Origin of the sequence: uncultured Salinicola sp., from assembly GCF_937921195.1 — a bacterium.
GTDB lineage: Bacteria > Pseudomonadota > Gammaproteobacteria > Pseudomonadales > Halomonadaceae > Salinicola.
The window spans coordinates 1-10,729 of the sequence record NZ_CALFQK010000160.1 but is presented as its reverse complement, the minus strand read 5'-3'; the positions used below and the strand labels follow the sequence as shown (position 1 = coordinate 10,729).

Below are 10,729 nucleotides of genomic sequence, written 5' to 3'. Positions count from 1 at the left end.
TTAGCGCCGATGGTAGTGTGGGGTCTCCCCATGTGAGAGTAGGTCATCGTCAGGCTTCTATCCCAAACCCCAGCTTCGAGAGAAGCTGGGGTTTTTCTTTGTCCGGCACACGATCGCTGCGGGCTGCGGGCTGCGGGCTGCGGGCTGCGGGCTGCGGGCTGCGATCCATGAGATAGCTCTGCAGCGGCGTCCATGTCTAGGTTCAAAGGGTCGGCTCAACGGCCTGAAACGTTCCTCTCCGCGCCGCATGAGCTAGTGTATTGATCGGGCATGGCACGCATGAGAGGTCGATATGCTGGATTATCTTCCCGATCAGTTTACCGCGGTCGTTACCGGTGCCGGCGGTGGAATCGGTCAGGCCATGGTTAATCGTCTGCTAGAGAGCGAACGCCCGGGGCGTGTCATCGCGGTTTCCCGGCGTGATCCCGAGCATGAGGATTCCAGAGTCGAGAATCTGAAAGTCGATGTCACGACCGAACAGGGGCGCAGGCTGCTGGGGGACAGAGTGAATGGCGACCCCATCCACCTGCTGTTCAATGCCATTGGCCTGTTGCATGACGAGCGGCGTGCGATCTCGCCGGAAAAGCGGCTCGAGGATCTGGATGCCGAGACGTTGTCCACGCTATTTCACGTCAACGCCATCACGCCGGTTCTGCTGATCCAGACGCTGGTCAACTCCCTCAAGGGCCGCCATCCCGCCATCATTGCCAGCCTCTCGGCCAGGGTGGGATCGATCGGCGATAACGAACTGGGCGGGTGGTACGGCTATCGGGCCAGCAAGGCGGCGCACAACATGTTCCTGCGCACGGCCGTTGTCGAACTGGCACGCTACAATCGTCAGGCGATCGTACTCAGCCTGCATCCGGGAACGACCGACACCGGCCTATCCCAACCTTTTCAGAGCAGGGTTCCGGAGGGCAAGCTTTTCACGCCAGATTTCGTGGCGGAGCGATTGCTCGCAGTGATGGAAGACCGCCGCCCTGATGAGAGCGGCAGTTTCTGGGATTGGGCAGGAAAGCCGATACCGTTTTGACGGTACCGGCCTTGTGGCCATCACGCCGACTGCATGACCTGCAGGGCTTCGATCAGACTGTTCATCTCGTCGTCGGTGCCGATCGAGATACGCAGGAAGTCGCTGAGGCCATCCTTGTTGAAATGGCGGACCAGGATGCCGCGCTCGCGCAGACCGCTGAACAGGCTTGCCCCACTGTGCTTGGGGTGACGCACGAACAGGAAGTTGGTCTGTGATGGCAGGACCTCGAACGCCATCGTCTCGAGCTGCTGGCGTGTCCACTCGCGGGTGGCCATGACCCGTTCGCAGCATGCCTTGAAGTGCGACTCGTCCTGCAGCGAGGCAATGGCGACGTCGCTGGCCAGCATATCGATCGGGTAGGAGTTGAAGGAGTTCTTGACCCGCTCCAGTCCCTCGATCAGCTCACGCGAGCCGATGGCATAGCCCACACGCAAGCCGGCCAGGCTGCGTCCTTTCGACAGGGTTCCGGTGACCAGCAGGTTGGGATGGTCCGCGATCAGCGGTACGACGCTCTCGCCGCCGAAATCGACATAAGCCTCGTCGACCAGCACCACGCTGTCGGTGATGCGCTCCAGCAGCTGCGCGACAGCCTGACGGGGGTGCCCATGGCCGGTCGGCGCGTTAGGGTTGGCGAACACCACACCGCCATTGTCGGAATCGAAGGCCTCCAGGGCGATCTGCCAGCGGTCGTCCAGCGCTACGGTACGGTAGTGAATATCGTAGAGCTTGCAGTAGACCGGATAGAAGCTGTAGCTGATGGCCGGCATCAGCAGTGGCTTCGGCTGACAGAAGAACGCCTGGAATGCCAGCGCCAGCACCTCGTCGGAACCATTGCCGACGAACACCTGTTCCGGCTCGACGCCATGGGTCTTCGCCAAAGCCTGTCGCAGCGCCAGTGACTCGGGATCTGGGTAGCGACGAAGGTGGTCCACCGCGAACGCCTGCAGTACCCGCTCGACGGTCGGGGACGGCGGATAAGGGTTCTCGTTGGTATTGAGCTTGATCAGTCTTTCGCGCGGTTGCTCGCCCGGTACGTAGGGGGTCAGGGCGCGAACGGCGGGACTCCAGAATTGACTCATGATCTCTCGCGGGACGTTTTCTACGGTGCCTGTTAAGCGTGGCGGGTCTGCACTCATAGTGACCTCTGGCCTGAAACGGCGCAAGCCGCGGCCATCGAATGTGCCTGGCAGGGTTGATTAGTGCTCTAACGGCCTCACCTAACGGACATCGTTCAACAGCGCATCAAGGAAGACCATGTCCTACGAAAAGCTACTCTCGCCCATCACCGTCGGCGACATCGAGCTCTCCAACCGGGTGCTGATGGCACCGCTGACGCGCGCCAGAACCCCGGACAGCGTGCCGGGGGCATTGCAGGCGGAATATTATGCGCAGCGGGCCGGTGCCGGGCTGATCATCAGTGAAGCAACCAACATCTCTCCCACGGCGCGTGGCTACGTCTATACCCCGGGGATCTGGACCGATGCCCAGGAAACCGGATGGCGTCAGGTCGTCGACGCCGTGCACGATGCCGGTGGCAAGATCGCGCTTCAGCTCTGGCATGTCGGACGCATCTCCCACGAGATGGTGCAGCCGGATGGCCAGGCGCCGGTCGCCCCCAGTGCCCTGCGCGCCGAGGGGGCCAACTGCTTCGTCGAGTTCGAGGACGGCAGCTCGGGCCAGCATCCGACCAGTACCCCGCGGGCGCTGGCGCTCGACGAAATCCCCGGTGTCATCGACGATTACCGTCAGGCTGCCAAGCGCGCCCAGCGGGCCGGCTTCGATCTGGTGGAGGTCCATGCCGCCAATGCCTACCTGCTGCAGCAATTTCTCGCCACCGGCAGCAATCAGCGCAATGACCGCTATGGCGGCAGCGTGGTCAACCGCGCCCGTCTGCTGCTGGAAGTCGTCGATGCCGTGAACGAGGTCATGGGCGCCGGGCGCGTCGGTGTGCGCCTGTCGCCGTTCATCGAAATCTTCGGCCTGTCGGATGACGAACCCGAGGCGATGATGCGCTATCTGGCCAGCGAACTGAGCCGTCGCCAAATCGCCTATCTGCACGTCAATGAGCCCGACTGGACCGGCGAAGGTCCGCAACTGACCGACGATTTCCGCCGCGACTTGCGCGAGCGCTTCAGCGGTACGCTGATCTACTGCGGGCACTACACGGCCGAACGCGCGGAGGCCTTGATCGACAAAGGGCTGGGCGACGCCGCCGCTTTCGGCCGCCCCTACATCGCCAATCCGGATCTGGTCGAGCGGTTCCGGCGTGATGCAGCCCTCAACGAGCCGAATCCGGAGACTTTCTATGGCGGTGGCGCGGAAGGCTATACCGACTATCCAGTAATGGATTGAAGCGCTCTCGCGTGGCAGTCTGACGCTCTCGGTTGAATGGGATGTCATGCGTGAGACTTACCGCTATCCTGTAGTCACGTGGCCGCCAAGGCGGCCTGTATGGCCCAGAAGTGTAAGGAGAACCAATATGCAGATCAGGACGTTGCTGGCCAGCGCCGCCACGGTAGCCGTACTGGCCGGTTGTGCCAGCGGAGGATCTCAGACTCAGCCCGGCACCGCCGATTCCTCTGCCGGCGCGTCGTCGAGTGCCGTCACCTACGAAGGCACGCTGCCTTGCCGTAGCTGCGATGGCATCGACCTGACCGTCAACCTCAACGGTTCCGAATCCTCGCCGGCGTCACAGCGCACCTTTACGCTCGAAGCCGACTACGTGAATCACCCGCAGAATCCGGACCCCGAGCAGTACGAAGGTCAGTGGGAGACGATGACGGGTACCGCGGTCGACCCGCAGGCCACGGTCTACGAGCTGACGCCGAACGGCGAAGGCCAGATCTACTATTTCCAGAAGATCGATGACCGCACGCTGGAACTGATCGACCCCCAGCGTCGTCGCTTCGAGAACGGCCAGATGTTGCGCCTGACTCGCCAGTAGGCAAGACGCTGACGATCGTAGAGGCGGCCACGGGCCGCCTCTCGTCGTTGTGGGCTGGCCATTTGTGGCACCATACGCATCTTGCGACCCTCTACCCGGCCTGACGGAGACCCCGCGCGTGGCAAAAGCGAAGAGCGCCTTCGTCTGCACTGAATGCGGTGCGGAATACAGCAAATGGCAAGGCCAGTGCAGCAACTGCCGTGAATGGAACACGCTGACCGAGATTCGCATCGGCGGTGCCCGCCCCGGCGCCTCGACTCCCGGTAGCAGCGGCGCTCGTGGCGGCTATACCGGTGCGCTGTCGCGGGAAGTCGTCGATCTCTCTGGCGTAGACCTGACCGAGGTACCCCGTTTCAGCTCCACGTTCGAGGAGTTCGACCGGGTACTCGGCGGCGGGCTGGTGCCCGGCTCGGCGGTGTTGCTGGGCGGCCATCCCGGCGCCGGCAAGTCCACCCTGCTGCTGCAGACGGCCTGCCGCCTGGCCCAGAGCAAGCGCGTTCTCTACGTGACCGGCGAAGAGTCGCTGTCGCAGGTGGCGATGCGGGCCCACCGTCTGCAACTGCCGACCCAGGGGCTCAAGATGCTCGCCGAGACCAGCATCGAGACGCTGCTGGCCGTGGCGGAGCGAGAGCGGCCCGAGGTGTTGATCATCGACTCCATCCAGACCACGCACCTGGAGGATATCGGCTCGGCGCCCGGCGGCGTGGCCCAGGTCCGGGAGTCGGCGGCGGCGCTGACGCGCTTCGCCAAGCAGAGCAATACCGTGCTGCTGCTGGTCGGCCACGTGACCAAGGATGGCACCCTGGCCGGGCCCAAGGTGCTCGAGCACATGATCGATGCCTCGCTGCTGCTCGAGGGTGGCAGCGACTCGCGTTTTCGCACCCTGCGCGGACAGAAGAACCGCTTCGGCGCGATCAACGAGCTCGGCGTGTTCGCGATGGTCGAGCTCGGTCTCAAAGAGGTCAAGAATCCTAGCGCGATCTTCCTGTCGAGGAGCGAGGAGCTGGCCTCCGGCAGTCTGGTAATGGTGGTGTGGGAAGGCACCCGTCCGATCCTGGTCGAGGTGCAGGCGCTGCTCGACGAATCCGCGCTGGGCAATCCGCGCCGGGTGGCGGTGGGGCTCGACCACAATCGCCTGGCGATGCTGCTCGCCGTGCTGCACAAGCACGGTGGGCTGTTCACCGGCGACCAGGATGTCTTTCTCAACGTCGTCGGCGGGGTCAAGGTGCTGGAGACCAGTGCCGATCTGGCGGTGTTGCTGGCCGTGGTCTCCAGTCTCCAGAACCGGCCGCTGCCGCGGGAGCTGGTGGTGTTTGGCGAGGTCGGCCTCTCCGGGGAGATCAGGCCGGTACCCAGTGGCCAGGAACGCATCGTCGAGGCCGCCAAGCATGGTTTCACGCGGGCCATCGTGCCGCGCGGCAACGCGCCCAAGAAAGCGCCCGCCGGCATGCAGGTGGTGGCGGTCGACAAGTTGGCCGAGGCGCTGGAGGCGCTGTGAGCGGGCGGGCCGTAGCCGCTGCCGCCAAGCGGTCGACAGGGTGCGATCCGGTCGTCGGCGCTGAGTCGCGTCGCCGGGTCGGTTAAACTGATTGCCAGGATCGATATCTCCAGGAACGGGACGAGGAGCCAGAGATGAGTGCCATTCGCCTGACGCAGTACAGCCATGGGGCCGGCTGCGGCTGCAAGATCGCCCCTGACGTACTCGACCGTATTCTCGCCAAGGCGGGGCCGGGCGCCAACAGCAAGAACCTGATCGTCGGCAACCAGGGGCGCGAGGATGCCGCCGTCTACGATCTCGGTGACGGCCGCGGGCTGATCTCCACCACCGATTTCTTCATGCCGATCGTCGACGATCCGTTCGACTTCGGCCGCATTGCGGCGACCAACGCCATCAGCGACGTCTACGCCATGGGGGGGACGCCGATCATGGCGCTGGGTATCCTTGGCTGGCCACTGGACAAGCTGCCGGCGGAAGTCGCCGGTGACGTCATGTCCGGCGCTCAGGCGGTCTGCCGTGAACTGGGCGTCGCCCTGGCGGGCGGACACTCCATCGATGCGCCGGAACCGATCTTCGGGCTCGCGGTCAACGGCCTGGTCGATCTCGACAACCTCAAGCTCAACAGCGGTGCCAAGCCCGGCGATCTGCTCTACCTGACCAAGCCGCTGGGCGTGGGACTGCTGACGACGGCCGAAAAGCAGGGCAGGCTGCAGGCCGGTCATCACGGTCTGGCGCGGGAGACCATGCTGGTCGCCAACGATATCGGCAAGGAGCTGGCCAAGGTCCAGGGCGTGCATGCCATGACCGATGTCACCGGCTTCGGCCTGGCGGGTCACCTGAGCGAGGTGTGCGCGGCCAGCGGCGTCGAGGCGCGAATCGACTTCGCCAAGCTGCCGAGGCTTGCCGAGGCCGAGGCCTACCGGCGCCAGGGTGCGGTGCCGGGCGGTACGGGGCGCAATCGCGAGGCGATCGGCGAGGCGCTGCCGGACATGGATGCCGCCCACTGGCAGTGGCTGTGCGATCCGCAGACCTCCGGCGGGCTGCTGCTGGCCGTGGATCCGGCCTGGGCCGACGACGTCGAACGGATCGGGCGCCAGCACCAGCTCAAGCTGGAGGCCTTCGGCGAGTGCGTCACCCCCCGCGGCGGCGCTGGACTGATCGAGGTGCGCGGTTGAAGGGCAATCAGTTCGTCGACGCCGACCTTGCGCTGCTGGAGCGGCCTCTGATCGATGTGCGCGCGCCGATCGAGTTCTCGGCCGGTGCCTTGCCCGGTGCGATCAACCTGCCGCTGATGGACGACGACGAGCGCCGCGAGGTCGGGATCCGTTACAAGCACGCCGGTCAGGCCTCGGCGGTGGAACTGGGCAACCACCTGGTATCGGGCGATCGTCGTGAGTCGCGTCTTGCCGCCTGGGAGCAGGCGATCGAATCGGCGCCGGATAGCGTGATCTACTGCTTCCGCGGTGGCATGCGCTCGAAGATTTCACAGCAGTGGCTGGCCGAGCGAGGCCACCCGCTGCCGCGAATTCGCGGCGGTTGGAAGGCGATGCGCAATCGGCTGATCGAGGCGCTCGAAACCCATAGCCACGCTCCCCTGCTACTGATCGCCGGCCTGACAGGGTGTGCCAAGACGGCACTGATCAACGCGCTGGACTCGGGGGTCGACCTGGAAGGTCACGCACGTCACAAGGGCTCGGCCTTCGGCCAGCATCCGCTGGCCGGCCCCTCGCAGATCGATTTCGAACACGGTCTGACGCTGGACCTGATGCGCCTGCCACGAGCCCGCGTGGTCGAGGACGAGTCGCAGCGTATCGGGCGCCTGGCGATACCGGCGACCTTCTGGCAGTCGATGAAAGCGGCGCCGTGCATTCGTGTGGAGATGCCGCTGGAGTGGCGCCTCGAACAGATCCGCAAGGATTACATCCAGGATCTCAGCGAGATCTACCATCGCCACTATGGGCCGCAACTGGGCGAAGTGCTGTTTCGCAAGCAGCTCTCCAGTGCACTGAAACGTCTCGGCAAACGCCTGGGGGGCGAGCGACTGGCGCGACTGATCGAGGCGCAGCAGCGGGCATTCTCGGCGCAGCGCCTCGGCAACGTGCAGGCGCACGATGACTGGCTGGCTCCGCTGCTGCGGGAATATTACGACCCGATGTATCGCCATCAGATCGAGCACCAGCCCCGACCGACGCTGCACATCGGGGACTGGGACAGCTGTCTGGCGGTCGCCCGGCAGTGGGAGCGTCAGTACGCGGCCTAGCGCGGGAATCCTCGTTTCGACCCTAGCGACCGTCGAGCCACTGGGTCATGACCCGATCCAGCAGCGCCGCCTGGCGATCGAAGCGTTTCGGGTCGCGCAGGATCTCGTCACGGGTCTGGACGTAGGCCGTGGCAGCGGTCGCCGGCAGGTCGTGATCGCATAGATCCGCCGTGCCCTGGGCCGTCGATTCCAGGTGGCACTGCAGCGCGATGACGCGACCCGCATCCCAGGCGAACCCCTGGACCGGGCCGCCCGGCGTGCTGCCCAGCGGCAGGCAGCCATCCGGCAGGCCGAAGATGTCGCGATGCCAGAGCAGTGCCTCGAAGGTTTCCGGCAGATCGAAGGGGCTGTCGTCGGCCAGGGTCAGCGGCTGCCAACCGATTTCCGGCTGCACCGCGGGCGATACGATGGCGCCGAGCGCCTCGGCGATCAGGCCGGCACCGAAGCCGATGCCAAACACCGGCTTGTTGCTCTTGAGGGCGCGCTCCACCAGCTTGCGTTCTCGCTTGAGCAGCGTCGCCGCCGGGGGCGAGAAAGCGTCGAGCACCACGAGCGCGTCGCAGTTGGCCAGCGGCGGCGGCAGTTCGCCCTCGTCGAGCCGGCAGTGGTTGTAGCTGTGACCCAGGCCGGTGAGCCAGTCCGCTATGCGGGCCGGGCCGAACAACGGACTATGCTGGAGAAAATAGATATGCATGATACGTCCATGATGGGGTCGACCGGGCGACGCCACAAGCGGGGAGTTAGCAGTTAGCCATGGCCATCCGTGCCCAGATTCTCGAACAGATCTATACCATCGTGGCGCAGATCCCGCCGGGGCGCGTTACCACCTATGGTCGAATCGCCGGGATGACGGAAGGTGCCACGGCGCGCATGGTCGGTACGGCGATGCGACAGTTGCCGACCGGGCACGACCTGCCCTGGTATCGGGTCATCGGGGCCAGCCGCCGAATCGCGGATCATGGCGGCGCCCAGCGCCAGCACGAGAAACTGCGCGCCGAGGGTGTCGTCTTCGATGCCAGCGATCGCGTACCCACGCATTTGATGTGGCCAGAGTGATGATGTGGCCAGGATGATGGAGAGTTCATGACCAAGCCCTCGGGTAGCTTCAACGCCAGATTGCGTCAGCTCGATGCGCGCCGGCGGATCGCGTTCATGGCCGCCTTGAGTGAGCGGCTGGTGCCAAACTACGCGCTCTACGCCGTCGTGAGCGGGCAGGGCAACCCCAGCGTGCTCCATAACGTGCTGGATCTGGTGTGGGAGCGGCTCAAGATCGCCGCGGCGAGGATCGACTTCGACAAGCAGGCCGAGAAGCTGGCCGCTATCGAGCCGCCGGAGACCGATGACAGCTTCGGTGCGCGGCGGGCGACGGAAGCGGTCATGGCACTGACCACGCTGCTCGATACCCTGCGCGGCGAGGCACCGGAAGCGGCGCTGGAGGTGAGCCGCGTCTCGCGTAACGGCGTACGCGCCTATATCGAAATGACCGAGGGCAGCGAGGACGCCGAACGGCTCGATGCACTGTTTCGTGAGCATGACCTGATGCAGGACGAGCGTGATTTCCAGGATGCGGTGCTCGAAGCGCTCGAGGCCGACCCCAGGCTCGAGGATCTCTCGGCACTGCGCGCGCTCGGTCGCAACCAGGGGGTCAGCAACCTTGGACTGAGCCTCGACTGACCCGCTACCGGTTGTGGGTAAAACGGCTACGCTGAGGCGTGTGGATAACGCTGACGACCACTCGGCGCCCCGACCCACGAACGTTCATGGAGGAACATCATGCAGAAGCGCTGGTTGATTGGCGGCCTGACCCTGGCGGCCGTCATGCTGTCGGGCTGCCAGAGCCTGACCGGCTGGGGAGGTGACGCCCTGCGAACCGAGGCGGTGGTGAAGAGCGCCCACGAGCCCGGTTGCGAGAAAGAGAGCTGCGCCAACGTCAACGCGGCCTACTTGCGTTTCCCCGAGTCACCACGGCTCTCCGCCGAACTCGAGCGACGGCTGTTCGGGCTGGCGAGCGGGCTCAGCGACAGCCCCGACGGCAATGCCATGGGGCAGGCCACCTCGTTCGAAGCCTTTGCCGACCAGGTCTTCGCGGCTTCGCGTCGCGCTCGCGAGGACGTGCCGCAGCTGCCGGGCTACGAGGCCGATCTCAAGGCCGACGTGGTGGCGGATCACGATGACCTGCTGGTGATCGAACTCGACGGCTATCTCTACAGTGGCGGCGCCCACGGCTTGCCGTTGACCTCCTACATGGTGATCGAGCGCGATACGCAGCAGATCGTCGATCTTGCCGACATGCTGCAACCGGGGAAGCGACCGGCCTACGAAGCCGCGCTGGAGCGGGCCCACCGGCGCTGGCTGGAGACCGATCAGGCTAACGGACTGTCAGAATCCCAGTGGCCGTTCGTCGTCTCCGACAATGTCGCCCCGCTGGCGGATGCCGTCGCAGTCAAGTATCAGGTCTACGACCTGGCGCCCTATGCCGTCGGCCAGCCGGTGCTGACCATCCCGTATGCCGATCTCGACGGTATCTTCCGGTCACGCTACCTGCCTTGAGAGCGTCCGCGATGACGATGCGACAGCGCCGCGACCCGATCGGGCCGCGGCGCTGTCGTCGATCCGCTCTCGCGGCTCAGGCGCAGGCTCACAGCGCTCAGAGTCGCATTTCGATCCCGTGCTCGGCCATGTAGCGCTTGGCGTCGGGAATGGTGTACTCACCGAAGTGGAAGATGCTGGCGGCAAGCACCGCATCGGCGCCGCCTTCCTTGACCCCGGCAACCAGGTGATCGAGGTTGCCGACACCGCCGGAAGCGATCACCGGTACCTCGACCGCGTCGCTGATCGCGCGGGTCACGCCGAGATCGAAACCGACCTTGGTGCCATCGCGATCCATGCTGGTGAGCAGCAGTTCGCCAGCGCCGTATTCGACCATCTTGCACGCCCACTCGACGGCATCCAGTCCGGTGGGGCGACGGCCGCCATGGGTGAAGATCTCCCAGC

12 protein-coding genes are annotated in these 10,729 nt (G+C 65.1%); 9 read left to right on the top strand and 3 right to left on the bottom strand.

Going from position 1 to position 10,729, the window contains the following annotated elements; all coding sequences use genetic code 11:
- Nucleotides 1–292: 292 nt before the first annotated feature.
- Nucleotides 293–1,033, top strand: a complete 741-nt coding sequence (locus tag Q0602_RS18190) for an SDR family NAD(P)-dependent oxidoreductase (RefSeq protein WP_298846306.1) — start codon at nucleotides 293–295, stop codon at nucleotides 1,031–1,033.
- A gap of 20 nt (nucleotides 1,034–1,053) precedes the next feature.
- Here Q0602_RS18190 and hisC read toward each other — a convergent pair whose 3' ends face one another.
- Complete coding sequence (gene hisC, locus Q0602_RS18185) at nucleotides 1,054–2,112, bottom strand: histidinol-phosphate transaminase (RefSeq protein WP_298846303.1); 1,059 nt, start codon at nucleotides 2,110–2,112, stop codon at nucleotides 1,054–1,056.
- A 175-nt stretch (nucleotides 2,113–2,287) separates the two neighbouring features.
- Here hisC and Q0602_RS18180 point away from each other — a divergent pair, with 175 nt between their 5' ends.
- The 5 genes from Q0602_RS18180 to mnmH all read left to right on the top strand — a co-directional run bounded on the left by Q0602_RS18180 (nucleotide 2,288) and on the right by mnmH (nucleotide 7,735).
- Entirely contained in the window at nucleotides 2,288–3,385 is a 1,098-nt protein-coding gene (locus tag Q0602_RS18180; RefSeq protein WP_298846300.1) for an alkene reductase, read from the top strand.
- A gap of 127 nt (nucleotides 3,386–3,512) precedes the next feature.
- On the top strand, nucleotides 3,513–3,977 hold the full coding sequence (locus Q0602_RS18175) for a copper resistance protein NlpE N-terminal domain-containing protein (protein WP_298846297.1): 465 nt from the start codon (nucleotides 3,513–3,515) through the stop codon (nucleotides 3,975–3,977).
- 118 nt (nucleotides 3,978–4,095) lie between these two features.
- Nucleotides 4,096–5,475 (top strand): DNA repair protein RadA, encoded by a 1,380-nt coding sequence (gene radA, locus Q0602_RS18170; RefSeq protein WP_298846292.1) that lies wholly within the window; start codon nucleotides 4,096–4,098, stop codon nucleotides 5,473–5,475.
- Between the two features lie 134 nt (nucleotides 5,476–5,609).
- The gene (gene selD / locus Q0602_RS18165; RefSeq protein ID WP_298846289.1) at nucleotides 5,610–6,650 is read left to right on the top strand and encodes a selenide, water dikinase SelD; all 1,041 of its coding nucleotides are present in this window, start codon (nucleotides 5,610–5,612) and stop codon (nucleotides 6,648–6,650) included.
- The gene (gene mnmH, locus Q0602_RS18160; RefSeq protein ID WP_298846287.1) at nucleotides 6,647–7,735 is read left to right on the top strand and encodes a tRNA 2-selenouridine(34) synthase MnmH; all 1,089 of its coding nucleotides are present in this window, start codon (nucleotides 6,647–6,649) and stop codon (nucleotides 7,733–7,735) included. Before selD ends, mnmH begins: the two co-directional genes overlap by 4 nt.
- A 22-nt stretch (nucleotides 7,736–7,757) precedes the next feature.
- On the opposite strand, the gene Q0602_RS18155 is transcribed toward mnmH, so the two are convergent.
- Nucleotides 7,758–8,429 carry a type 1 glutamine amidotransferase gene (locus Q0602_RS18155; protein ID WP_298846285.1) on the bottom strand — a complete coding sequence of 224 codons (672 nt, stop codon included), beginning with the start codon at nucleotides 8,427–8,429 and terminating at the stop codon, nucleotides 7,758–7,760.
- A 59-nt stretch (nucleotides 8,430–8,488) separates the two neighbouring features.
- On the opposite strand from Q0602_RS18155, the gene Q0602_RS18150 reads away from it, so the two are divergent.
- From Q0602_RS18150 to Q0602_RS18140, 3 genes are all read left to right on the top strand, one after another.
- On the top strand, nucleotides 8,489–8,791 hold the full coding sequence (locus tag Q0602_RS18150; RefSeq protein WP_298846283.1) for an MGMT family protein: 303 nt from the start codon (nucleotides 8,489–8,491) through the stop codon (nucleotides 8,789–8,791).
- Nucleotides 8,792–8,818: 27 nt separating this feature from the next.
- Nucleotides 8,819–9,409 carry a YjaG family protein gene (locus tag Q0602_RS18145; protein ID WP_298846281.1) on the top strand — a complete coding sequence of 197 codons (591 nt, stop codon included), beginning with the start codon at nucleotides 8,819–8,821 and terminating at the stop codon, nucleotides 9,407–9,409.
- A gap of 99 nt (nucleotides 9,410–9,508) precedes the next feature.
- Nucleotides 9,509–10,285, top strand: a complete 777-nt coding sequence (locus tag Q0602_RS18140) for a DUF3298 and DUF4163 domain-containing protein (protein WP_298846279.1) — start codon at nucleotides 9,509–9,511, stop codon at nucleotides 10,283–10,285.
- A gap of 97 nt (nucleotides 10,286–10,382) precedes the next feature.
- On the opposite strand, the gene hisF is transcribed toward Q0602_RS18140, so the two are convergent.
- On the bottom strand, nucleotides 10,383–10,729 hold a 347-nt coding region (gene hisF, locus Q0602_RS18135; protein ID WP_298846277.1), incomplete at its 5' end, for a HisA/HisF-related TIM barrel protein.

Excerpts from the sequence above, each read along its gene's own strand:
- Q0602_RS18190 (WP_298846306.1), top strand. The coding sequence starts at position 293 with ATGCTGGATTATCTTCCCGATCAGTTTACCGCGGTCGTTACCGGTGCC.
- hisC (WP_298846303.1), bottom strand. The coding sequence starts at position 2,112 with ATGAGTCAATTCTGGAGTCCCGCCGTTCGCGCCCTGACCCCCTACGTA.
- Q0602_RS18180 (WP_298846300.1), top strand. The coding sequence starts at position 2,288 with ATGTCCTACGAAAAGCTACTCTCGCCCATCACCGTCGGCGACATCGAG.
- Q0602_RS18175 (WP_298846297.1), top strand. The coding sequence starts at position 3,513 with ATGCAGATCAGGACGTTGCTGGCCAGCGCCGCCACGGTAGCCGTACTG.
- selD (WP_298846289.1), top strand. The coding sequence starts at position 5,610 with ATGAGTGCCATTCGCCTGACGCAGTACAGCCATGGGGCCGGCTGCGGC.
- Q0602_RS18155 (WP_298846285.1), bottom strand. The coding sequence starts at position 8,429 with ATGCATATCTATTTTCTCCAGCATAGTCCGTTGTTCGGCCCGGCCCGC.
- Q0602_RS18150 (WP_298846283.1), top strand. The coding sequence starts at position 8,489 with ATGGCCATCCGTGCCCAGATTCTCGAACAGATCTATACCATCGTGGCG.
- Q0602_RS18145 (WP_298846281.1), top strand. The coding sequence starts at position 8,819 with ATGACCAAGCCCTCGGGTAGCTTCAACGCCAGATTGCGTCAGCTCGAT.
- Q0602_RS18140 (WP_298846279.1), top strand. The coding sequence starts at position 9,509 with ATGCAGAAGCGCTGGTTGATTGGCGGCCTGACCCTGGCGGCCGTCATG.